Consider the following 24314-nt stretch of genomic DNA (forward strand, 5'->3'; position numbering starts at 1 on the left):
GCATGAGAACTCCTCGGTTCTCTTTAGCTTAACCCGCTGGCTCCGCGCCGCGGCCGCAGCGCCCATCTCGTCGTCCGGGGACACTCAAACGGGACACACAAATGGGACACAGAAACGGACATACCACCGGGGACACGATAGAGGGACACAATGAAGGGACACGATGGAAGGACGCAGTCAAGGGCACTGCTCAGCAGCGCGCCTAGCGGCTAGCGACACGCAGTGCCGATTCCGCCTCTGCCCTGTCGATCCCGCAGCCGAACGCCAGCGGTTGGGTCAGCTGCGCGAGGTGCGACGAGATCCTCGAGGATGTCCAACCCGGCAGCAGTTGGAAAGCAGTTCGCGGCCAGTCGCCTTGGCAATCTCTGCCAGAAAGCGCTCGTCTCCGAGCGGAAAGCCACTCTTCTCGTGCCGCCTCATGCGGGTCCTTTCACTCCAAGTCGACGAGTCTGCGAGAAGGGCGCTCCAGTCGCCGATACGCCTGTCGAGGCCTTCGACTTCGACCAGGTCGTCGGCTCCGCGCTCGACATGGGCCCGCGCGCTGGAATAGGGCCAGTCGACAGCACGATCAGCCAGGCCGGCGCGAACCGGATTCATCAGGACATAGCGTGTCGCCGCATAGAGATGCGGCTCATCCATCGCAAAGGAGGAGAACCGGCCTTGCCAGAGGCAACCGGTCCAGCCCTCTCTCCGGTTGATGATCGTCGTGTAGCGTCTATGGGCCTCCCCTACAGCGCGTGCGAGGCTCCCTGGTTCGCGCGGTACAGCGATCAGGTGAACGTGGTTGGGAAGAAGACTGTAAGCCCAGATCGCGACCGAGTACCTCTGGCACTGGTCGGCCATGAGCTGCCGGTAGAGCTCGTAGTCGAGAGCGCGGAAGAAGGTCGTCTGCCGCCGGTTTCCCCTTTGGGTGACGTGGTGGGGTACGCCCGGAACAACCCATCGCGGGATTCTGGTCATGCCTGTAAGGACGTAATTCAGCGCTCCAACCTCGCACATCGTCCCCTTTGGGTCCTGTTCCCTGTCCCTTTATCGTGTCCCTCCATGGTGTCCCTTTATTGTGTCCTGGCAGTTAAAGACGCCTTTCTCGATTCGAATCTGGCACATTCGGTTCGACGAGCGGCTTTTTCGTGTCCCGGTTGTGTGTCCCGGTTGTGTGTCCTGTTGGTGTGTCCTGTTTGTGTGTCCCGGATCCCCGGTAGCATCGGGGGATGACGCGCGAGCTGACGCCTTTGCCGGTCGACGAAACGCTCGCCGACCTTCTGGACGCGTTGCGGGCACGCGGCAATGCCGTGCTGCAGGCGCCGCCCGGGGCCGGGAAAACGACGCGGGTGCCGCCGGCGGTCGTGGCGTCCGCGGTGGTCGGCAGCGGGCAGGTCCTCGTCCTCGAGCCGCGGCGGATCGCGGCTCGGGCTGCGGCCCGCCGGATCGCCGACGAGCAGGGTTGGACCCTCGGCCGCGAGGTCGGCTGGCAGATCCGCTTCGAGCGGAACTTCACCCGTGACACCCGGATCCTCTTCGTCACCGAGGGCATCCTCGTCCAGCGGCTGCAGCGGGACCCATTCCTCGAGGGCATCGGCGCCGTGCTGTTCGACGAGATCCACGAACGCAGCCTGTTCGCCGATCTGTCGCTCGCCCTGGTCCGCCGCGTGCAGCTCGAGGCCCGTCCGGAGCTGAGGCTCCTCGCGATGTCGGCGACGCTCGACGGCGAGCGTCTGGCGGCCTTCCTCGACGCACCGATCGTCACCAGCGCCGGCAGGCTCTTCCCGGTCGCGCTCGAATACCTCGGGCCAACGCCCGCCGACACGCCGCTCGCGACGCTCGTCGCGCGTGGCGTTCGCAAGGGCCTGGAAACGACCCCTGGCGACCTGCTGGTCTTCCTGCCCGGAGTTCCCGAGATCCGGCGCGCCGAAGAAGCGCTCGCGACGCTCGCCCGGGAGCGCGACCTCGCCGTCGAGAAGCTCTACGGCGATCTCCCCTCAGCCGAGCAGGATCGGGTCCTGCGTCCCGGCCCGCGGCGCAAGATCGTCCTGGCGACGAACGTCGCCGAGACCTCGATCACCGTCGACGGCGTCACCGGCGTCATCGACTCCGGCTGGGTGAAGGAGAGCAGCGCCGATCCGTCGACCGGCCTCGAGAGCCTGACCCTCACCCGGATCTCCCGCGCCTCGGCCGAACAGCGCGCCGGCCGCGCCGGGCGCCAGGCTCCCGGCTGGTGCCTGCGCCTGTGGAGCGAACACGACCAGCGCGGACTCAAGGAGCGCGGCCGCCCCGAGATCCGCCGTGCCGACCTCGCCTGGACCGTCCTGCAGCTCGCCGCCTGGGGAGAACGCGATCTCGGACAGTTTCCCTGGTTCGAACCGCCAGAGGCGAGCGCGCTGACCTCGGCCGAGGCCGCGCTCACCCGCCTCGGCGCTCTGGCCAGCGACGGCATCACGCCGCTGGGCCGGAGGCTCGCCGAGTTTCCGCTGCACCCGAGGCTGGCGCTCCTCGTCCTCGACGGCGAGCGCCGCGGCGTCGCCGACGAGGTGGCGCTCGTCGCCGCGCTGCTCTCCGACCGCGATCCGACGGCAACGCCCGAAAGCCGCATCTCCGGCGCACGCACGTCAGCGCAGTCGGATCTGCTGGTGAAACTCGATTCGCTGCGCTCGGCCAGATCCTCGTCCTCCTCCACACTATTGCGCACAAGGGATTCGCTCCTCGACGTAGTGCGCCGATCACGCGCCGGAGACTCCGGAATGCCGGTCGCCTCGCCGGTGTGGACTGAGGAAAAGGAGGAGCGCCTTCAGAGATCGATCTTCACCGCCTGGGCCGACCGCCTCGCCCGGCGCCGCGAGCCTGGCAGCGACCGCGCCGTCATGGTCGGTGGGCGCGGCGTACGCCTCGCCCGCGAAAGCTCGGTGAAGGAAGCTGAGCTCTTCGTCTGCGTCAGCCTCGACGACAGGAGCGGCCCGCGCTCCGAGGCGCTCGTCCGTATTGCCTCTGCGGTCGAACGCGAATGGCTGCCGCCCGAGCGCCTTCGCGAAGCGACCGTCCTCGAGTTCGACGAGGAGCGCGAACGCGTCGTCGCCCACCGCCGCACCTGCTTCGACGACCTGGTGCTCGACGACAAGGAGATCCCGATCCGCGACACCGAAGCTGCCGGTGCGCTTCTGCTGAAGATCGCGGCCAGCCGGCTCACCGAAGTCCTGCCGCTCGACAACCAGGAGTGGGAGAGCCTTCTCGCGCGCCTCCGTTTCCTCCACCACGCCTGCCCCGACCTCGCCATTCCAGCGCCGATAGAGGCCACCTTTACCGAGCTTCTTTCTTCGCTGTCCGGTTCCGCAAAGTCGTTCGGAGACCTCCGCCGAGCCCCCTGGCGAGAGTCCTTCCTCGGTGCTCTCAGCCACGCCCAGCGCAGCGCGCTCGACCGCGAGGCCCCCGAGAGGCTCGCGGTCCCTTCCGGCAACCAGATCCGGCTCGACTACTCCGACCCGGCGCAGCCGGTCCTCGCAGCGCGCATCCAGGAGCTCTTCGGCCTCGCCGAGACGCCGCGTCTGGCCCGCGGCCGGGTGCCGGTTCTCCTCCACCTGCTCGCCCCGAACGGCCGGCCACAGCAGGTCACCGCCGACCTCTCGAGCTTCTGGAAGACGACCTACGCCGAGGTGCGCAAGGAGCTCGCCGCGCGCTACCCGCGCCACTCCTGGCCGCTCGATCCGACGACCGCCCCGGCCGAGCGCCGCCCGCGGCCGCGCTCCGGGACCCGCACCCGCAATCACTGAGGTTGCCCCGGACGCACCCCGGAGCCCCTGTCACAGTCCCCCCCTGAACGGGTGTTGACGAAAGCTCGATTCCCCGCTAGTCTATCGCTGTATGGTTAACTATCGATTGTTCGTCCTCTCGTCCCTCGCGGCGCTGACAGCATTCGCCGCGAGCCCGGCGCTCACCTCGCCCCTCCGGGCGGAGGAAACGCTCACCCTCGCCTCGGCGCTCGATCGCGGGCGCCTGCAGGCGCGCGAGACGGTCGCCGCCTCCGCCCGCCAACGCGCCGCCGAAGCCCGCGTCAAAGAGGCGGGCGGCTACCGGCTGCCCCAGGTGCGCCTCTCCGAGCAGTGGATTCGCACCGACTCGCCCGCCGACGCCTTCGGAATGCTGCTCAATCAGGAGCGCTTCTCCTTCCCCGCCTTCGTCGCCGGCAATCCGAACGATCCGGATCCGCTCTCGACCGCGATCACCCGGCTCGAGGTCGAGATTCCGATCTGGACCGGCGGCGAGCTCTCCACCCGGCTCGAGCAGGCCCGCTTCGCCGCCGAAGCGGCGGCCGCGAGCGCCGGCCGGGCCGGCGATCAGGCGGCCGTCGCCGCCGCCGAGGCCTGGATCCGCCTGGCGCAGGCGCGCGAAGCGCAGGCCCTCTTCGAGAAGTCGCGCGAAACCGTCGCCGCGCATGTCGAGCTCGCGCGCGCCTACTCCGCCCAGGGGATGCTCGTGCGCTCCGACCTGCTGCGCGCCGAGGTCGAGCTCGCGCGCCTCGACGACCTCCTCGCCGAGGCCCGTGGCAACGTCCGCATCGCCGAATCCAACCTCGCCTTCCGGCTCGGCGAGCCGCTCGACACCCGTTACAACCTGGAGGCCCTCGCCGATCCGCCGCCGATCGCCCAGGAGAGCCCCGGTTGGCTCGCCAGCGCCGAGGCGCGGAGCGACCTGGCCGCAGCCAGGAAGCTCCTCGACGCGGGCGACCTCGAGGCCAAGGCCCTGAAGGGCGGCCTCTTTCCGCGCATCGGCCTCGTGGCGCGTCACGACCTGGTCGACGATCAACTCTTCGGCAACAACGGCGACTCGACGACGATCGCCGCGCTGGCGAGCTTCGATCTCTACGATGGCGGCAAGCGCCGTGCTGCGATGGCCGCCGCCCGCGCCGATGCCGAGGCCGGGCGCGCCGACGTCGAGCGCTTCACCGCCGGCATCGAGCTCGAAACGAAACAGGCTTTCGAGGCGGCTTCGGTCGCCCTCGAGCGTCGCCGTACCGCTGCCGCCGCGCTCGCTGCGGCCGAGGAGACCGTGCGCATCGTCGAGGACCGCTTCCGCGCCGGCGTGATCCGGTCGATCGATCTCCTCGATGCCGCCACCACCCGCCGCGAAGCCGAGATGCGCGAGCTCGTCGCGCGCGCCGAGGCCTGGCTCACCCACCTCCATCTCGCCCTTGCCGCCGGCCTCGAGCCGGAGACCGTCCTGCGCACTTCGACTCCCCGATCCTGAAAGAGCCCGAGCCCATGAATCCACGCTACCCGTCGATCCCGTTCGCAGGTTCCGTCGCGCCGCAGCACTCTCTCGCCCTTGGGCTCGCCGTGCCGATCGCCCTGGCACTGACGCTCGCCGCCTGCGGCAAGCCCCACGAAGCAGCGAAGCCTGCGGAGCCGGCCCCGGTCGCCGCCCGGCTGGCCGTCGCCGAACGCGCCGCCTCCGAGGCGCGCACCGCCTTCGCAGGCACCGTCGCCGCGCAGCAATCGAGCGCCGTCTCGTCGCGCGTCATGGCGATGGTGACCGCCGTTCACGTCGACCTCGGCGATACCGTCGCGGCCGGCCAGGCCTTGCTGTCGATCGATCCGACCGCCGCGCAGGGGCAGGTCTCCCAGGCCCAGGGCGGCCTCGCCCAGGCTGAGGCCGCGCTGACGCTCGCCAAGCGGAATCTGGAGCGCTTCGAGGCGCTCGCCGCTTCGAACTCGGCCTCGGAGCTCGAGCTCGACATGGCCCGCATGCAGTATGAGCAGGCCGCCGGAGCGGTGAAGCAGGCCCGGGGCGCGGTCGATTCCGCGAGCTCCGTGGCGCGCGAATCGCGCGTCGTGGCGCCGTTCGCCGGCCGCGTCGCCGCGCGGCTGGCCGAGGTCGGCGACCTCGCGGCGCCGGGCCGGCCGCTGGTGATGATCGAGTCCACCGTCGGACGCCGCCTCGTCGTCGCCGTGCCCGAAACCGTCGCGCGGACGGCCGGGCTCGCCGCCGGCATGACCGTGGCCGTGACGATCGATGCGCGCCCGGATCTGGGAGAGCTCGCGGGACGCCTGGCCGAAGTCAGCCCGGGCCCCGATCCGGTCTCCCACAGCTACACCGTCAAGATCGACCTGCCGGCGCTCGACCTGCCGGCCGGAGCCGCCGGGAGCGCCTTCTTCGCCACCGGGCAGCGCGACACCGTGCGCATCCCCAGCGCGGCGCTCATCGAGAGCGGCGGTCTCGACCTGGTCGTGGTGCGCGACGAGGCCGGGCGGGCCCAGTCGCGGGTGGTGACCGTCGGAGCCCGGACCGGACCCAGCGTCGAGATCCTCTCGGGCCTGGCGGGCGGAGAGTCGGTCGCTATCGGACTCGGCGTCGCCCCGCCGTCGGGCGCCCGCATCGATCCGTTCGCTCCGATCGCCGAGGCGCAGCCGTGAACGGCACCCAATCGCAGGCCGGGCCGGGTTTCGCCGGCCGCGTCGCCGCCGCCTTTCTCGACTCGAAGCTGACGCCGCTCCTGGTCATCGCCTCACTGCTCCTGGGGGGCTTCGCGGTCCTGGTGACGCCGCGCGAAGAGGAGCCGCAGATCAAAGTGCCGATGGTCGACGTCTTCCTCCAGCTTCCCGGAGCGAGCGCCGATGAGGTCGAGCGCCGCCTGGTCTCGCCGCTCGAGAAGGCGCTGTTCGAGATTCCGGGTGTCGAGTTCGTCTATTCGACCTCGCAACCGTCGGGCGGCATGCTCATCGTGCGCTACAAGGTCGGCACCGACCCCGATCGCGCGGCGCTCGCCGTCCACACGAAGCTCGCCGAGCAGGCGGGAGGCCTCCCGCCGGGAGCCGCTCCCCCGCTGGTCGTGCCGCGCGGTATCGACGACGTTCCGGTCGTCGGCTACACGCTCTGGTCCACCACGGCCTCGCCGCTCGAGCTGCGCCAGGTCGCCCAGGAGCTGCGCTCCGAGCTGGTCCGCCATCCGCAGGTGGCCCAGGTCACGGTGCTCGGCGGCGTCCGCCGGGCGGTCACCGTGCGCTTCGATCGCGAGCGCCTCGCCGCGCATCAGGTTTCGATCCTGCAAGTCCATCAGGCGCTCGCCGGGCTCGACTGGAAGCTCCCGGCCGGATCGTTCTCCGCCGGCAACGTCGAGACCGAGGTCGAAGTCGGGGCCCTCTTCCACAGCGCCGACGAAGTCGGTGCTGCAGTCGTTGCGGTCTACGACGGCCGGCCGGTCTACCTGCGCGACGTCGCGGCGGTCACGGACGGCGCCGACGAGCCGGCGCAGTACGTCTGGATGACCGGCGGGGCGGCCGGCGCCACGAAGGGCCTGCCGGCCGGGCTCGATACGCCCGCGGTGACCCTGGCGGTCGCCAAGAAGCCCGGCACCAACGCGGTGGACCTGGTCACCGAGCTCGACGCCCTCATGGCGCGCCTGCGGGGGCCGGTCCTCCCCGGCAACATCGAGGTCACCAAGACGCGGGACTACGGTGCCACGGCCGACGAGAAGTCGAGCGAGCTCATGAAGCACCTCGGTCTCGCCACGATCTCCGTCGTCCTCCTGATGGCGGTGGCTCTCGGCCGGCGCGAGGCGGTGGTCGTGGCGGTCGCGGTGCCGGTGACGCTCGCCCTGACGCTCGCCTCTTCCTACCTCTTCGGCTACACGCTCAACCGCGTCACCCTCTTCGCGCTGATCTTCGCGATCGGCATTCTGGTCGACGACGCCATCGTCGTCGTCGAGAACATCCATCGCCACTATCAACTGGGCTGGACGAACCCGCGGCACGCGACCATTCACGCCACCGACGAAGTCGGCAATCCGACGATCCTCGCCACTTTCACGGTGATCGGAGCGCTGCTGCCGCTCGCCTTCGTCTCCGGGCTCATGGGCCCCTACATGCGGCCGATTCCGATCAACGCCTCCGCCGCGATGCTGTTCTCGCTGATCGTCGCCTTCGTGGTCTCCCCCTGGCTCACCTATCGCCTGTTCAAGAAGCACGCGACGGAGCTCGCCGAAAGGAAGCTCGCCCAGGCCGGCGAGCTGCCCGACACCCTCGCCCTCGAAACGGTGCAGGAAGACCGCCTCCATCGGCTCTACCAGCGCCTGTTCCAGCCGCTCCTCGCGAGCCGTCCGCGCCGCTTCGCCCTGCTCGGCGGCGTCGTGGTGCTGCTCGCCGCCTCGATGGCCCTCTTCCCGCTGCGCATCGCGGCGGTGAAGATGCTGCCGCACGACAACAAGAGCGAGCTCCAGGTGGTGGTCGACATGCCCGAGGGGACGACGCTCGAGCACACCGCGACGGTGGCACGCGAGCTCGCGCTCGCCCTGCGCGACCTGCCGGAGGTGACCGACATCGAGACCTACGTCGGGACCTCGGCGCCGTTCAACTTCAACGGCCTGGTGCGGCACTACTTCCTGCGCGCAGGGCCCCTGGTCGCCGACCTGCAGGTGAATCTGCTGCCCAAGCACGACCGCGCGACCGCCAGCCATCCGTTCGCCAAGACCTTGCGCCCTCTCATCGCGCCGATCGCCGAGCGCCACGGCGCCAACGTCAAGGTCACGGAAGTACCGCCGGGACCGCCGGTGCTCTCGACCCTGGTGGCCGAGATCTATGCGCCGACCGCGGAAGAGCGCCTCGACCTCGCCGGGCAGGTGAAAGCGATTTTCGAGAGCACCGCGGGCGTCGTCGACGTCGACTGGTTCGTCGAAGGCCCCGGCCCGCGGCTCGATTTCGAGGTCGACCGCGAAAAGGCGTCGCGCGCCGGCGTCTCGCCGGAGGCGATCGCCCGGACGCTTCGGGTCGCTCTCGCCGGCGCCGACGCGGCGCACCTCGCCGACCCGCGCTCGCGCGAGCCCGTGCCGGTCGTGCTGCGCCTCGAACCCGCCCAGCGCTCCGGCGCGAACGAGCTGCTGGCGGTGAAGGTCCACGGAGCCGGCGGCGCGCTGGTGCCCCTCTCCGAGCTCGTGCGCCCGGTCACCACGACGCGCAGCCCGTTCATCTACCACAAGAACCTGCGCCCGGTGACCTACGTCGTCGGCGACGTGGCGGGGGCTTCGGAGTCGCCGGTCTACGCGCTGCTCGACATGAAGGAGAAGATCGCCGCCGTGCGCGACGCCTCCGGCAGGCCGATGGAGGTGCTCTTCGCCGGGCGCCCGGCCGACAGCACGCGCTCGACCCTGATCTGGGACGGCGAGTGGCAGGTGACCCACGACGTCTTCCTCGACATGGGGATCGCCTTCGCCGTCGTGATGATCCTCATCTACCTGCTGGTGGTGGGCTGGTTCGGCTCGTTCGTCACGCCGCTCATCATCATGGCGCCGATCCCTCTGACCCTCATCGGCATCATTCCGGCGCACGCCCTGGGAGGGGTCTTCTTCACCGCCACCTCGATGATCGGCGCGATCGCGCTCGCCGGCATCATCGTGCGCAACTCGATCCTGCTGGTGGACTTCATCAACCTCGAGCTCAAGACCGGCCGCTCACTCGAGAGCGCGGTCATCCAGGCTGCCGCGGTCCGCTTCCGGCCGATCGCCCTCACCGCGGCCGCGCTGGTCGTGGGCGGCATCGTGATCCTGCTCGACCCGATCTTCCAGGGGCTCGCGGTCGCCCTCATCTCCGGCGTCGTCGTCTCGACCGCGCTCACCCTGGTGCTGGTGCCGCTGCTCTACTGGATGTACGTCGACACCGTGGGTGTCGGCGCCGTCGTCGATCTACCCTCCACGGAGACCCACTCATGAACGTCAACGAAGCGCTGCGCCTGATCGCCGGATTCTTCATCCTCCTCTCGGTCGCCCTCGGCTGGTTCGTCCACCCGAACTTCTACCTGTTCACCGCCTTCGTCGGTCTGAACCTCCTGCAGTCGGCCTTCACGAGGTGGTGCCCGATGATGGCCATCCTGCGCAAGGCGGGCGTGAAGGAGTCGTGAGGCTGCCCGGCGGCGCGCTGGAGAAGAGATGAGACCCGAGCCGACGGACGACTTCTACGAGCGCATCGCCGAACGCTTGAAGGCGCTCGCCGAACCGACGCGCCTGAAGATCCTGCACGCGCTCGAAGACCAGGAGCTCTGCGTCTCGGATATCCTGGCGGTGGTCGGCGGCAGCCAGGCGAACGTCTCGAAGCACCTTTCCAAGATGCGGGCGAGCGGCGTGCTGGCGTCCCGCCGCGAAGGAACCAGCATTTTCTACCGGGTCGTCGATCCGGCTGCCTTCACCATCTGCCGCACGGTCTGTGACGCCCTCGAGCAGCGCGCGGCATCCGAACATCAACTGCTCCGAAGCGTCGCCCAGGCGGCGCGAAAGGCCACGCCATGAAAGATGTCCTGATCTTCGCCGGCTTCGTCCTCTTCTGGTGGGTGCTCCAGACCAAGATCCTGCCGCGCTTCGGGGTCCCCACCTGAGCGGTGCCCAACCCGGCCGTGCGCCGGGCAGGCACTGAACCGAAAAACTGCTCCACCCCGCCCGACGACGAGCCGCCGGCCCAACTCCCGCCCGCGAGCTGAACGCGGGTCAACGCCGTTCAGGGAATGGAGAGACTCCACCGCGACAGGTCCGCGGACTCGAAGCCGTCGCTCCACGGCAGGTCGGGCAAGAACGTGAAGGCCCCAGGCAGGCTGGCGACCTGGGCATCCGGGTTGGCGACCGCGACGGCGACGGCACCGGCAGCATGAACCGGTGTCATCGCGGAGATGGAGGTGGAGCTGACGAAGGTCACCGACGTCGCCGGGAGGCCTCCGAACTCGACCGTCGCGCCGTCGACGAAGTTCGTGCCGGTCAGAACGACCAGCGTACCTCCCCACTCGCTCCCGCTGGCCGGCAGAACCGACCCCAGCGAGGGCGCCAGGGCGGGCGTGATCGTGAAGTTCATGTTGGAGACGTCGAAGAAGATGTTGCCGACACAGGCGACGCGCACCCGCGCCTGCGTCGTCGCCAGGTTGGGGACGACGACCGTCTCGGAGCCGTCGTTCGCGGTCGCGGCCGCGAGGACGTTCGCGAGACTCTGCCCGCCGTCGATCGAGAGCTCGATCGCGACTTCGCCGCAGGCGATCGGCGCGGCGTCGGTTCCGGCGACGTTCCAGGTCACCGTCTGAACGCTGTTCCCGGCCCAGCTCAGGGCGGTATCGGGCTGGGTAACCCGGAACGGCCCCGCCGTCGCGTGGACCGTCACCATCGTCGAGTCCCAGTCGACGCCACCCCCGCCGGCGCGGTTGTCCCGCGCCGTCAGGCGGAAGGTCATCGTGCGATTGCGCGTCGACATCGACTCGCCGAGCGTTTCGACATTGGCCAGGATGTCGGAGAGACGCGGGAAGGTCCGGCTCGGTGCGGCGAGCGGCACGAACGAGCGGAAGATCGGCCGCACCGCGGCGGCGTCGGTATTGGGCGGTGAGGCGGTGCCGAGATCGAACTCCTCCCACATATAGGTCGGGGTGTCGCCATCGTCATCGGTCGCCCCACCGGTGAGGGTGAACGGCGTCTGTTTCGGAACGGTGAACGCCGCGCCGGCCTCGGCGACCGGTGGCGTGTTGCCGGTGGCCGAGCTCGCGGCACAGGAGTTCCCGGTCGCGCCGGTCGAAAAGGCGACGATCTGGTCGAAGCTCCGGCTGTGGAACGTGTCGTCGCTGTGCGGCTGCAGATCCTCGGCGCCGCAGATGCCGGCGTAGGCCATGATCGTCGATCCGCTGCCCGGCTCGTAGGCCGAGGAGGCGCTCCGGTTGCCGCCGCCACAGTTGCTGGTCGTGCCGTTGAAGGTGTGGGCGCCGCCGAACTGATGCCCCATCTCGTGGGCGACGTAGTCGACGTCGAAGCCGTCGCCGACCGGATTCGAGCTGCCGGTGACACCCCGCGCCTTGCTGGCGGTGCACGGCACCTGGAGAGCGGCGACACCCCCGCCGCCGGTCGAGAAGACGTGGCCGATATCGTAGTTGGCGCTGCCGATGACGGTGTTGAGGTTGGTCTGGTTCTCACCCAGCATCGTCGAGCCGCTGTTGTTGGTGTAGGGGTCGGTGGTGCCGTTGGTGTAGACAATCAGATTGTTATTGGCGACCAGCACCATGCGGACCGCCACCTCACGCTCGTAGATGGCGTTCACCCGGTTCATCGAGACCACCATGGCATTCAGCGCGCAGGCGACCGCCGCCGGGTTCGGCGCGCAGACCGCCGTCGAATACTCGCCGGTCGCCGCCAACGCCAGGCGATAGGTGCGCAGGGTACCGCCGGAGGCGACGACCGCTGATGGCGGGGCGGGGCGCTCGACTTCCAACGAGCTCGCCTGTCGACCCTCCTCCCGGACCTCACAAACGAAAGGGGCTCCTGGAGCGCGGCGCCCCTCGCTCTTGAAGAAGGAGAGGGCGACCTGCCCCTCCCCGCGACGATAGGGATCGATGTAGATCGTGCCCTCGGTCGCGAGCACCATGGCGTGGAACCCAAGGGGGGTGAAACTCAGGCGCCCGCCAGCCGTCGGGTCGTCCGCGCCCTGAACCGTGAAAGTCCGGAGCTCTGGATAGCGCGCCGCGAGCTCCGGTTCGAGGACCGGGGACTCCTCCACCCGAAAGAGCCGGTCGCTGCCGTCCGGGTAGGGCAGGGCGACGAGGAGCGGCGCGGTGAGCGCCGCGGACGACCCCTCCGCCGGCGCGAGTGCCAGGAGGTCTTCGAGCTCGCCCAGGTCGACCGCGAGCGCACGGAAGCTCCGCGGCAGGGGGGCCTCCGCGACTCCGCGCGGTGCGAGAGCGGCGAACGACGCCGGGGAGAGATCGCGAAAGGGGCCTTGCGCGGCGGCCAGGCCGGGCAGGCTGGTCACGAAGGGAAGGACGAGAGCGAGGGTGGGGAGAAGCCGAGTGACGGCAGCGCGCATCGGATGTCTCACGTTCTCTGGATGCGCGCCGCCGAACGTCCACGCCGGCGCGGGCCCTCCAGAATCCCAGAGTATCAGGCACCAACCGTCGCCGCTTGCCCGGCCTCTCGAGTTCCCCTATCCTTGCTGCAGCCGTTTCACCGGCACTCGGCTGCTCCGCCCGCGCGGGGGCCGTTCCACCGCGCAGGTTCCGGGTCCGCATCCACGCCGGACTGGAGAGTCCTCATGCGCACCGAGTCCTTGCTCCCTGCAATCCTCGCGATCGCCCTGGCGGCACCCGCCGCCGCACAGACGGGCCTGCAGATGCAACCGGCGGGAGGAGAGACAGCGAACCCTGCGGCCCCCGGCCTGGAGCGCTTCGAGACCGAGGCCGCTGCCATCATCCAGTACGACGACGGCGAGCCCGACACCTACAGCTCCGGCTCGAGCTCGTTCGGGCAGCTGGAGTTGATGATGCGCTTCGACGACATCGGCGGGACCGACGTCACGCTCGGGGGCGTGGACGTCTGCCTGCGTCAGACCGGCAGTGACCCGAAGATCCGCTTCGAGGTGATCGTGTGGACAGCGGACGGCCCTGGCGGTGCCCCCGGGCACGAGCTCGCGCGCTACGCCGCCGTGGCGGAGGGCGTCACGGCAACGCCGGGCTTCCACAGCACCAGCTTCAGCTACCCGCTCACCAGCCCCTCGACGGTCTATATCGGGGTGCGCTACAACCCCGTCGTCGACCCCAGCTTCTCCTTCTGCGTGGACCTCGACGGCGCCACGGTGCACCCGGCCTTCTATCGCTACAACGAGGCCGGCGCGTGGGCGAGCCTGCCGGCCGTATTGCCTTCCTACAAGGCCCTCATGGTCCGCGCCTACATCTCCACTCCCGGCGTCTTCCTCGAGTCGCTTCTGCTGCCCTCGTTTCTGATCGACACCCTCAGCCCTGGCGGCACGACCACGCTCTACGCCGTGCGCAATCTGTCCAACGCACCGGTGAACGCCGACGTCGAGTATTTCGACGTTCTCGGAACCAGCCTCCTCAGCGGCACGATCTCTCTCGACCCGGACGAAACCTACACCGCCAACCTCCGCGACGTCGCCGGTCTGCCGGCCGATCCCGATGGCTACGCCCGCGGCTACGTCGAGATCTCGACCGCGGGGGATCCGCACCAGGTGCCGGTCCTCGCCGGGGACTTCTTCCAGGTGGATGTCGCCGACAACTTCGCCACCGGCGACAAGCTGGTGCGGCGCTCGACCGACCTGTGCACCCGGAGCTCGATCCGCTTCCTCACCTTCCCCTTCTCCGGCAGCAGAACGCGCCTGGGACTCTGGATCGCCAATCCACGCGGCGTGGGCGCCGCGGATCCGGCCTCATTCACCGTGCAGGCCTTCGACGAGGCCGGCAACCCCCACGGTCCTCTGATCGGAATCCTCACCGATCAGCACTCTCTCGAGCTCGAGGCCTCCGACTTCGCAGGCGGGCTCTCCTTCGGCTCCCTGCACTTCAACTTCACCAACAGCAGTGGCGGCGTGGCCTACTCCGAGGCGCAGGCTGGCGGCCGCTTCTCGGTGGGCATGACCGGCCAGTGCCACGAGGCCCCCTGATCCGGTCCCGGCGCGCCGCGGCCTGGACCGGCGCGCCGACTCCATGCCCGCCGGTCTTCATGAGCCGGCGGGAGACGACCGCCCGCGCGCAGCGAAACCCGGGCGTCAATCCTTGTAAGGGTCGAGCTCGTCCGCGCCCGCCATGACGACGGCGAGCGGGCGGAGCCGGTGCAGGATCTCGATGCCCGGTTGCTGCGCCAGCACCTCGTCGAGCCGGCGATAGGCGAATGGGCTCTCGTCGGGCCCTGCGCCGCGCAGAACGACTCCCGATTCGCGCACTGCGGTGCGCAGCATCTCGTCCGAGACTTTGCCCGGTCGCACGGCCTTGCCGTCGGCACCGCGCACCAGGGTGCCGGCTCTCGGTCCGAAGCGGTGGCGCCTGCCGGCGGCCTCCGAACGCGACATGACGCGCCCTGCGCCGTGCACCGTCGAGTACATCGCCGCGCGCTGCGCGTCCGCGGCGCCGCCGGTTTCGCCGACGCCGCAGAGGATCACCGAGGTACCGGTCATCGAAGCGCCAACGAAACCGGGTTGACCGGGGAACGCCGGCGTCGCGCCCTTCCGGACCACGATCAGCTCTTCACCGAAGTGTCGCTCGCGCCAGGCGAAGTTGTGGTGGTTGTGGACCGTCTCGACGATCTCGCCGCCGACGATCTGCGCCGCCACCTTGCGGCAGACCCACTCGCGGCCGGCGTAAGCGTAGCGGCCCGCGAGCTCCATCAGGCGCCAGTAGCGCTCCCCCGCATCGCTCGCCAGGTCGAACAGCGCCTCCGTTTCGGGCACCCGCTCCCCCCAGGACCTGCCCTTCCCGATCGCCATGAAGCCCGACGCGACGGTGTGGCCGAAGCCGCGCGAGCCGAAATGCACGCCGACCCAGACCCGCTCCTCCTCGTCGGCGAAGAGGTCCACGTAGTGGTTGCCGGAACCGACCGTGCCCAGCTGATCGCGTGCCAGCTGGCGCAGTCGTTCGCGCTCGGGGAGGCCGGCGGGCACCGCGCTCCAGGCCGCATCCTCGAAGAGCGGGTGGTCGTCCGGAGCGTCGTTCGCGTCGTTGGTCCGGCCGATGCCGAACGAGATCTCGCGCTGGATCCGGTCCGCGAGCAGCTCGAGCCGCTCCCGGGGCAGATCGCCCGCGACAAGATCGGTGCGTACGGCGCAGTTGCCGCAGGCGATGTCGAAACCGACGCCGGCGACGGAAACCCGATGCCGATAGGCCGCCACGCCTCCCACCGGCATGATGTAGCCGAGATGCCCGTCGGCCATGAGCGCCACGCGCTCGGCGCGCCGCGCAACGTCGGCGAGCTGGGCGAGAGTGTTCGGTTCGTGGCTGCCGAGGACGAGCACGGCCGGCATTGTGCCCCATCCGGCTCGGAAGCGGGAGCCGGAACCCCAGCTTAGCCGGCCGCCTCGCGCATCTCGCGGGCGAACGCCAGGAAGGCCTCGGCGTCGGCGAACGTGGAGGCCCAGCCGAACGACACCCGCACCGCTCCCGTCGACTTGTCGTCGATGCAGCGGCGGAAGTCTTCGTAGGTGATGTGCGCGACGTTGTCGCCGACCTCGCGCATGCAGTGGAAGAGCTCGCCCTTCGACAGCCCGAGGGCGAGCTCGCCGGCGCCCGGGTTGCAGAAGCAGCCGGTGCGCAGCGAAATGCGGTGCTCGCCAGCGAGACGCTCGATCACCGGATGGTCGATGAAATGCCCGCGGGCGTCGTAGAAGTTGAGCGTCACCGTGGCACCGCGGCGGTCGGCGGTGCCCGGACCGTAGATCCGCACCACCGGCGCCCCGTTGCCGTGACGCAGCGCCCCGAGCTCCGACAGCAGCCAGCCGGTGAGACAGCGCACCCGCTCATGGACGGTTTCGACCCCGAGTGTCTCGAGCAGGTCGAGGCCGTACTCGACCGCCGGGAGAATCGCGTAGTTCAGCGTGCCGTCCTCGAAAGCGGCTTCGCCCTCGGCGAGAGTGTGAATGTCGGCCTGCACAGAGGCGACGGTGATCGTGCCGCCGGCGAACCAGGGCCGGTGGAGCCGAGCGAGGGCGCTCCGCCGCGCGAGGAGAGCTCCGACGCCGGTCGGATAGCCGAACATCTTGTAGAACGAGAGGGCGACGAAGTCGGGATGCACCACCCCCAGGTCGAGCCGGTTCGACGGCACGAAGGCGGCGGCGTCGAGCAGAACGTCCCAGCCCTGCGCCTGGGCGCGCGCGATCCACGACAGGGGATGCTGCACGCCGGAGAAATTCGACTGCGCCGGATAGGCGAAGAGGTTGTTCCCGCCCGGCCGGGCGCGCGCCAGCTCGCGGTCGAGCGCCGCCTCGTCGACCCGCAGCTCCGGCGGGATCACCGGAACGTAGATCGTCTCCGCACCGTGCGCGCGATCGAACTCCCGGATGCCGTTGACCGAGTTGTGATTGTCGAAAGTGAGCAGGAAGCGGTCGCCGGGCTCGAACGGGTACGACTCGCCCACCAGCTTCAGCGACTGGCTGGCGTTGGCCGTGAAGATCGCCACGTACTCCCGCGGATCGGCGTTGAAGAACGCCAGCACCCGGCGCCGGCAGCTCTCGACATAATGCGTCGCCGCGGCGGAGGTCGGGTTCGTGGAGTGCGGGTTGCCGAGCACCGACCCCAGCAGGAGATCCATGTGGCGCCGCACCTGGCTCTCGCCGTAAAGGCCACCACCCGTGTAGTCGAGATAGACGTGCCCCTCCCGGTCGAGGCGCGCGAGCTCGCGGGCGCGGAAGTCATCGAGCATCCGGGTCGAGTCATAGCCGGGAAAGGCCGCGGAGAATCTCCGGTGGCGCTCCTCCAGTCCGGCGCCTGCCGGAGCCATGGAGCTCCCGGGCTCCCGCAGCGTGCGGTCCGTCACTGCGCGACCGGAGTTTCCGGAGCCGTCTTCGTCGACCGCGAGCTCCAGGTGGCCGGATCGACGACACTCTGGCGAAAGGTGGCGTGACAGGCGGTGCAGGTCGCGAGCGTCCGGCCGAGCGCCTGCAGGACGGCGGCACTGTCGCGCAGGCGCGCTGCCGCGGCGATGGTGTCGGCGGTATGGTGGAACTGCAGCGCCTGCTCGCTGAAGCCGGGCGCCCCCGCTCCCATGTGGTTGCACATCTCGCCCATCTCCTCGGAGTAGCCGATGCGCTCGACTGCGGACTCCACCGCGCCGAAATCGCCGCTCGCGGTAGCGGTCACGATCTCCTGCACGGCGAGAAGGTGATCGCGCATGTTCTGCTTCTGGTGATTCGCCATGTGCGGCAGCAGGGGTACCGGGACGCGCGCGTCCAGGCTTGCGAGCTTCTGCTCGGCCTCGCAGGAGATGCCGCCGCCAACCTGCGGCGCGGCCAGGTCGCCCATGGGAGGGGCGGCGGACGGCGACCTTCGATCGACGGCGGGAGCCTGACCGGCGGCGACGCTGAATGGCGTCGAAGATACGACGGCGAACAGGGCGACCAGCAAGGTCGAACCCAGCATGGAAGCGTGCCTCTTCATTTTGAATCCCCCTTCTCGCGGGCGGCAGGAGCGCCGCAGCAAGGCTCGACCGGCTGGGCCGCTCCGCCCTCCAGGGTTGCGCCCGCGGGCGCTCCGCGCGCCGCCGTTCCGTCTACGGATCGATGTTTGCGGTCGCAACTGCGCGACCTGGGCCCGACGCCGCGCCCAAGCGTAGGATAGCGCTGTTGCCTGACGAGGAGGTACACCATGCGAGACACCGGAATCGCCTACGAGGTGGTGCTCGACCTGCCGTTCGACGAGGCGGTCGCGCGCTGCCGTGCCGAGCTCGCCCGCGAGGGCTTCGGAGTCCTGACCGAGATCGACATCCAGGCCAAGCTCAAGGAGAAACTGGGGGTGGACGTCCCTCGCAACCTCATCCTCGGCGCCTGCCACCCCCCCTCTGCCCACCGCGCCCTCGTGGCCATGCCGGAGGTTTCCGTGCTCCTGCCCTGCAACGTCGCCGTGGCGACCGAGCAGGGCCGGACGGTCGTCCGCGCCATGAACCCGGAGGGGGCGATGAAGCTCCTGGGCAGCGCGGCGCTCGACGAGGTCGCCGTCGGAGTCGGCGCCGCTCTGCGCCGGGTCCTCACCGCCGTCGCCGGCTGACCGGAGAGGGCCCCGCGGGCCCGGCATCGGATGTGCGGCTCCGGTTGGGCTGGACCGGTTGTGCTGTAATCGACCTCCGTGCACATCGCCTCGTACGACTCTCACTCCCTGCGCGATCGCGGCCCGGCCTGGTGGTCGATCGCGGAGCTCTTCTCGGTGGGCCAGAGCGCGCGCCTGCGCCGGCTGCTCTGGATCTGGCTGGGGCTCATCGCCGTCTCGATCGTCTTCGGGATTCTGAACGTCCGCCTCGATTGGAACGGCCTCGAGTTCGCGATCGCGGGCATGCCGTTCGAGGTCACGATCTACCCGCCTTTCCTGATCTCCGTCTTCATCGCGGTCTGGCTCGGCCCGACCTGGGCGGCGATCCCGATCTACTTCGCCAATCTGGCGAGCGCCCTCGCCTCGGGAATCGAGTGGCCGCTCGCGGCTCTCTTCGCCGTCGCCGGCGTCATGGAGACGCTGATGCTCTGGGCGCTCGTCGTCGCGGTGCGCGTCGATCCGGATCTGCGGCGCGGCCGCGATCTCGCCTGGTTCGCCGGCGCCGGACTGGTGGCGGCGGTCACCGGCTCGCTCGCCGCGATCCTGTGGAACAGCAGCCATGCCCTCGACCCGTTCGCCGGCCAGCGCATCTGGCGCGGATGGGTGATCGGCGACCTGCTGCAGCTCCTGCTCATCGTCCTGCCGATCCTGCGACTCGCCGGACGAAGGGTGCGCGGCTGGGTCGACCGCCAGTTCGTCACCCCGCCGCTGCACGACTTCACCTACACCCACGGCGTCGCGCTGACCGTGGTCGGCTTCGGCGTGCTCGGGCTGGTGGTGTTCCTCGGCGTCCATCAGGCGATCGGGACGATCGAGGTCGCACTCGACGCCCGCACCGCGAGCGGCGACCTGCTGCTGCCCCGGCTGCGCGAGATCGTCCTGGTCATGGGGCTGCTGTCGACCGCGCTGATCGTCGCCACGGGCATGTTCTCGACGGCACTGGCCCGCCTCGGCGAACGCCAACGGCGCGACGCGCTGCAGGACAGCCTGACCGGCTGCGCCAACCGCCGCGCCTTCGCGCAGCAGTTCCAGAAAGAGGCGGAGCGCAGCCGCCGGCTGCAGCTCGGAATCGGCCTGCTGTTCGCCGACCTCGACCACTTCAAGGAGGCGAACGATCGGCACGGTCACGCCGTCGGAGATCTCATCCTCGAGCGCGCGGCGCGCCGCATCGAGGGCGCCCTGCGCGAGACCGACCTGCTGTTCCGCTGGGGCGGAGAGGAGTTCGTCGTGCTCATGCCGCACACGCCGCCCGAAGAGGTCGGCGCGATCGCGGAACGGGTTCGCCTCGCCCTCGAGCGGACGGCGCTCGTTGCGCTCCCCGGGGGCCCCGAGATCGCCATCACCGCGAGCCTCGGCGGCGCCGCCGCCGCGACCTTCCCGTTCGACGCCAATGCGCTGCTGCAGCAGGCCGACGCCGCCTGCTACGAGGCCAAGCGCCGCGGCCGCAACCGCGTCGAGCTCGCGCCCACGGCCTGAGCGCCCCGAGGGAGTCGTCGCCGAGCCGTCACGCCGCCGTCTCCGGAGGAACGAGACCGGCGGCCTAGTCTGCCTTCATGCGCATCGACCCTTTCCGGCCGACCGGTCTCCACGTTTCAGCTCTTGCCCTGGCTGCGCTCCTCCCGTTCCCCCTCGCGTGCACCGCCCTGCCGTCCGCGCCGCCGGCACCTCGCGCGGTGGTGATGCTGATCGGCGACGGCTTCGGCTTCTCGCAGCTGACACTCGCCCGCCTGGCGCTCGCGGGCAAGGGTGGACGTATGGCGATGGAGGCGATGCCGGCGACCGGCTTCGTCTCGACCTGGTCGGCCTCGAACGCGGTCACCGACAGCGGCGCCGGTGCGACCGCCTTCGGGTCGGGCGTCAAGACCGACAACCGCTACATCGGGCTCGACCCCGAGCGCCGGCCGACGCGGTCGCTGGGCGAGATCGCCAAGGCGGCCGGTTGGCGGGTCGGCTATGTCACCACGACGCGCATCACGCACGCGACCCCGGCCTGTTTCTATGCCCATCACGACGATCGCTACGACGAGGAGGCGATCGCCGCGCAGTTGATCGCGGCCGACGTCGACCTCGCCCTGGGGGGCGGCAAGGCGAACTTCCTTCCTGCGGCGGAGAGCGGCGCGCGGCGCGACGGCCGGAACCTCCTCGACGAGGCTGAACAGAGCGGCTGGAGACTGCTCGAGCGCGGCTCTCCGCTCGCCTGGGACGGCACGGGCAAGCTCCTCGGACTCTTCGCCAACGGCCACCTCGCCTACGCGCTCGACGACCGCAACTATCCCGCCGAACGCCGGGATCCTCCGCTCGCGGAGCTCACGCGTCTGGCGCTCGACGGCCTCGCCCGGGGCGACAAGCCCTTCTTCCTCATGGTGGAAGGGGGCCGGATCGATCATGCCGGCCACGAGTTCGACGCCGCCGGCGTCGTCGCCGAGTCGAAGGGTTTCGACGAGACCGTGGCGACGACCCTGGCCTGGGCGAAGGAGCATCCCGGAACCCTCGTCGTTCTCACCGCCGACCATGCCACCGGGGGACTCGCCGTCAACGACTTCGCCCGGATCGACGAGCTCGCCCGCCAGCGGGCCTCCGTGGCCTGGATGGCGAACCAGATCCGCAACGCCGGCGCCGGCGTCGAAATGCTCTCCGCCCGCACCGGCTACGGCGACTGGTCGGCGGAGGACGTGGAAGCGATTCGAGTGGCTCCCGACAGCTACGAGGCCTGTCGCCGCCTGGGGACGAAGCTCGCCGTGCGCAACGGCCTGACCTGGGTGCCGCGGGTCAACGACGACGACACCCACGGCCACACCGGTGAAGACGTGCCGATCTTCGCCTTCGGGCCCGGCGCCGAGCGCTTCGCCGGCGTCCTGGACAACACCGAGATCCCGCAGCGGATCGCAGCGCTCGCCGGACTGCCCTTCCCGGACACCACTGCCGGGCGTGGGCCGTCGCCCCCCTGAGCGCCGTGCGCCGGAGAGCGGATCAGCCGCCAGGTTGACGGCGAACCCCGTTCGCAGCGATCCTAGGCTCATGGTCCCCGGGAACTGCAGCCCGCAATGACCGACCCGCTTTTCTGGCACCGATCGGAGTTCGGCTTCCCGCTCCCCTGCCCTACGCTATGGGTGGCCTTCTCGCGTCGCACCGACGATGTCTTTGTCTTCCGGCCGCACTGCGGCAAGGCCAGGGCCGCAGAGGGCGAGGGCAATTGATCGGCGGCCAGAACCGAACCTGGATCTATCTGACCACCGCGGTCGTTCTCTTCCTGATCTGGAGCAATAGTTTCATCGCGGCCTCGTATCTGCTCGGCGGAGAGCGTCCGGCAGCGCAGTTCACCTGGGACGGGCTCTCGGCGGCGCGCTTCGCGCCGCTCGCTCCGATCTGCCTCTTCTACTGTTTCGTCTTTCGCCGGCGCCAGTGCCTCGAGCTGCTGCGCCGCTATCCGTTCCGGCTACCCATCGCCGGTTTGCTCGCGGTACCGGCCTACAACCTGGCGCTCTACTACGGCCAGCAGCACGGCATTCCGCCGCCGGTCGCCGCGCTCACCAGCGCTCTCACGCCGCTCTTCCTGCTGCTCTTCGCGGCGGCGACGCTCGGCGAGCGCTTCACCTTCCGCAAGGGCACGGCGTTCTTCATCGCGCTCGCGGGGCTCTTCACGATCGCCTTGTCGCGCGGCGGCTTCGCCGGCCTGCCGACCTTCGGACTGCTGCTCGCCATCACCGCGATCGCGCCGCTCTCCTGGTCGGTCTACACCATCCTCGGCAAGGCGGTCGTCGGCGCGAGCCTCGCCCACCGCTCCCGGACGACCGACGGCGTGACAGAGGTGCGCGAGAACGCCTCACCGCTCGACTGGACCTACCTCACGATCGGCATCGGCAGCCTGCCTCTCCTCGCCGCTCTCCCCTGGCACGGCGGTCGCGAGATGCTCGCCCTGCGTCCGGGCGGGTGGCTCGCGCTCTTCCACCTGACCGTTCTGTCGGCGCTCGTCGGCTACGCCGTCTGGAGCTGGCTGCTGCGCCATCTGCCGGCCTCGACCGTCGCCTTTTTCATCTTCCTCAACCCACCGCTCACGATGTTCTCGAAGCTGGTTCTGGCAGGCGCCTTTCCGCAACTCTTCGTCTTCCAGTGGGTTCCGCTCGAGCTCGCGGGCAGCGCCCTCGCCCTCGGCGGTCTCGCGATTGCCATCTGGCCGGGGCGCCCGCCGCCCGCGGTTGCCGGGGCGGGCTAGAGTTGCCGGCATGAGTCGCGATCCACGACAGCCGACCCCCGAAGCCGTCGCAGCCACCGGAGCCACCGGACCCGCTGCAGCGGCCGGCTCCGGCCTGGACCTCTCGAAGGAGCAGCTCCGCCAGCTCGGCGCGGCAGCCGTCGACTGGATGGCGCAGTACTACGACGGCTTGCGCGATCGGCCGCTCTATCCCAGTACCTCCTCCGCCGAACTGCGGGCGCGCCTCGCCGAACCGCTGCCGCAGGAGGGGCGACCGTTCGCGGAACTGCTCGCGCTGTGGGACGAGGTCATCGTCCCGGGCAGCCGCCAGAACGGGCATCCTCGCTTCTTCGGTTACATCTCGGCCCCGGGGACCGCGGTGGCTGCGGTCGCCGACCTTCTGGCCGCGACCCTGAACGCCAACTTGACGGCCTGGCGATCGGCGCCGGCGCCGGTCGAGATCGAGCACTTGGCCGTCGCGTGGATCCAGGAGGCACTGGGCTGCGACCCCGGCGCCGGGGGACTCTTCACCAGCGGCGGCTCGCTCGCCAACTTCACCGCCCTTGCCGCCGCGCGCCATCGGCAAAGCCCCGGCGCCAACGACAGCGGCATGCGGGCCCAAGCCCGACAGCTCGTCGTCTACATCTCGTCGGAGGGGCACCATGCAACCGACAAGGCTGCGGCGCTTCTCGGGATCGGCCGCGAGTTCGTCCGGCGCATCGCGGTCGACGCGGCGTTCCGCATGGACACCGGGGAGCTCGAGCGCCGCATCGTCGCCGATCGCGCCGCGGGGATGGAACCGTTCTGCGTCGTCGCGAGCGCGGGAACGGTCGTCACCGGAGCCGTCGACCCGCTCGAGTCGATCGCCGCGATCGCCCGTCGCCACGACCTCTGGATGCACGTCGACGCCTGCTACGGCGGCTTCGCGGCGCTCGCGCCATCGGTCCGCGAGCGCTTCGCCGGCCTCGCGCTCGCCGACTCGATCGCTCTCGATCCGCACAAGTGGCTCTACCTGCCGGCCGACTGCGGCTGCCTGATCTACCGCGAGCCCGCGAAGCTGGGCAGCGCCTTCGCGCTCGGCGCGGACTACACGCGCATCACGGCGACCGACTCCGAGGAGAGCTTCGCCTTCTGGGACTACGGGCCGGAGCTGACGCGCCCGTTCCGCGCCCTCAAGGTCTGGATGATCCTGGCGCACGCCGGCGCCCGTGCGATCGGCGATGCGATCGAGTCCAACCTCGACTGCGCGCGCTACCTGGCGGAGCTCGTCGAAGCGAGCGACGATTTCGAAATGCGGGCGCCCGTCGAGCTCTCGGTTTTCTGCTTCCGCCATCTCGGTCCCGCCGGAGCGCGCGCGCCGGAGCGATCCGAGGCGGCAGAGCTCCTGCTCGACGCCTGGAACGAGCGCCTCCTCGCGGCGCTGCAGCGCGGCGGCAGCTCCTACCTGTCGAACGCCTCGATCGGCAGCCGCTTCGCCCTGCGCGGCTGCGTTCTCAACTACCGCACGACCCGTCGCGACATGGAGATCCTGCTCGAGGACCTCCGCCGGGAGGCGACCCGCCTCGGCGAGGGCGCATAGCCTGAGTCGGCCGCCCTCTCGATAGACTCC

17 protein-coding genes are annotated in these 24314 nt (G+C 70.0%); 12 read left to right on the forward strand and 5 right to left on the reverse strand.

The features are described 5' to 3' along the window. Positions 1–276 precede the first annotated feature (276 nt). Positions 277–960 carry a transposase gene (locus KBI44_03235; GenBank protein MBP9143472.1) on the reverse strand — a complete coding sequence of 228 codons (684 nt, stop codon included), beginning with the start codon at positions 958–960 and terminating at the stop codon, positions 277–279. A 263-nt stretch (positions 961–1223) separates the two neighbouring features. On the opposite strand from KBI44_03235, the gene hrpB reads away from it, so the two are divergent. The 6 genes from hrpB (at position 1224) to KBI44_03265 (ending at position 10261) form a co-directional block, all read left to right on the forward strand. Beyond that, positions 1224–3761, forward strand: coding sequence for an ATP-dependent helicase HrpB (gene hrpB / locus KBI44_03240; GenBank protein MBP9143473.1), 2538 nt, complete (start codon positions 1224–1226; stop codon positions 3759–3761). A gap of 91 nt (positions 3762–3852) precedes the next feature. Next, positions 3853–5235, forward strand: coding sequence for a TolC family protein (locus KBI44_03245; protein ID MBP9143474.1), 1383 nt, complete (start codon positions 3853–3855; stop codon positions 5233–5235). Positions 5236–5249: 14 nt separating this feature from the next. Further along, positions 5250–6401: an efflux RND transporter periplasmic adaptor subunit gene (locus KBI44_03250; GenBank protein MBP9143475.1), complete on the forward strand. Its 1152-nt coding sequence runs from the start codon at positions 5250–5252 to the stop codon at positions 6399–6401. Further along, positions 6398–9688: an efflux RND transporter permease subunit gene (locus KBI44_03255; protein ID MBP9143476.1), complete on the forward strand. Its 3291-nt coding sequence runs from the start codon at positions 6398–6400 to the stop codon at positions 9686–9688. Before KBI44_03250 ends, KBI44_03255 begins: the two co-directional genes overlap by 4 nt. After that, a complete protein-coding gene (locus tag KBI44_03260) occupies positions 9685–9876 on the forward strand; it encodes a DUF2892 domain-containing protein (GenBank protein MBP9143477.1) in 192 nt (63 codons plus the stop codon). Before KBI44_03255 ends, KBI44_03260 begins: the two co-directional genes overlap by 4 nt. Before the next feature lie 28 nt (positions 9877–9904). Beyond that, positions 9905–10261, forward strand: coding sequence for a winged helix-turn-helix transcriptional regulator (locus tag KBI44_03265; protein MBP9143478.1), 357 nt, complete (start codon positions 9905–9907; stop codon positions 10259–10261). A gap of 205 nt (positions 10262–10466) precedes the next feature. Here KBI44_03265 and KBI44_03270 read toward each other — a convergent pair whose 3' ends face one another. Next, a complete protein-coding gene (locus KBI44_03270; GenBank protein MBP9143479.1) occupies positions 10467–12797 on the reverse strand; it encodes an IPT/TIG domain-containing protein in 2331 nt (776 codons plus the stop codon). Between the two features lie 225 nt (positions 12798–13022). Between KBI44_03270 and KBI44_03275 the strand changes: the two genes are divergently transcribed. Further along, on the forward strand, positions 13023–14387 hold the full coding sequence (locus KBI44_03275) for a hypothetical protein (GenBank protein MBP9143480.1): 1365 nt from the start codon (positions 13023–13025) through the stop codon (positions 14385–14387). 105 nt (positions 14388–14492) lie between these two features. On the opposite strand, the gene KBI44_03280 is transcribed toward KBI44_03275, so the two are convergent. Genes KBI44_03280 through KBI44_03290 form a run of 3 tightly spaced genes read right to left on the reverse strand, consistent with a single transcriptional unit; the run spans position 14493 to position 17868 of the window. Further along, entirely contained in the window at positions 14493–15740 is a 1248-nt protein-coding gene (locus tag KBI44_03280; GenBank protein ID MBP9143481.1) for an RtcB family protein, read from the reverse strand. Positions 15741–15781: 41 nt separating this feature from the next. After that, positions 15782–17212: an aminotransferase class V-fold PLP-dependent enzyme gene (locus KBI44_03285; protein MBP9143482.1), complete on the reverse strand. Its 1431-nt coding sequence runs from the start codon at positions 17210–17212 to the stop codon at positions 15782–15784. A 32-nt stretch (positions 17213–17244) separates the two neighbouring features. After that, complete coding sequence (locus KBI44_03290; GenBank protein ID MBP9143483.1) at positions 17245–17868, reverse strand: cytochrome c; 624 nt, start codon at positions 17866–17868, stop codon at positions 17245–17247. Positions 17869–18075: 207 nt separating this feature from the next. Here KBI44_03290 and KBI44_03295 point away from each other — a divergent pair, with 207 nt between their 5' ends. The 5 genes from KBI44_03295 to KBI44_03315 all read left to right on the forward strand — a co-directional run bounded on the left by KBI44_03295 (position 18076) and on the right by KBI44_03315 (position 24284). Continuing rightward, positions 18076–18474 carry a DUF302 domain-containing protein gene (locus KBI44_03295; GenBank protein MBP9143484.1) on the forward strand — a complete coding sequence of 133 codons (399 nt, stop codon included), beginning with the start codon at positions 18076–18078 and terminating at the stop codon, positions 18472–18474. Between the two features lie 78 nt (positions 18475–18552). Next, entirely contained in the window at positions 18553–19989 is a 1437-nt protein-coding gene (locus KBI44_03300; GenBank protein MBP9143485.1) for a GGDEF domain-containing protein, read from the forward strand. Positions 19990–20066: 77 nt separating this feature from the next. Further along, entirely contained in the window at positions 20067–21461 is a 1395-nt protein-coding gene (locus tag KBI44_03305; GenBank protein ID MBP9143486.1) for an alkaline phosphatase, read from the forward strand. A gap of 245 nt (positions 21462–21706) precedes the next feature. After that, entirely contained in the window at positions 21707–22726 is a 1020-nt protein-coding gene (locus KBI44_03310; protein ID MBP9143487.1) for a DMT family transporter, read from the forward strand. Positions 22727–22736: 10 nt separating this feature from the next. After that, positions 22737–24284, forward strand: a complete 1548-nt coding sequence (locus tag KBI44_03315) for a pyridoxal-dependent decarboxylase (GenBank protein ID MBP9143488.1) — start codon at positions 22737–22739, stop codon at positions 24282–24284. Positions 24285–24314: the final 30 nt, after the last annotated feature.

The organism is Thermoanaerobaculia bacterium (genome assembly GCA_018057705.1).
Taxonomy (GTDB): Bacteria; Acidobacteriota; Thermoanaerobaculia; order Multivoradales; family JAGPDF01; genus JAGPDF01.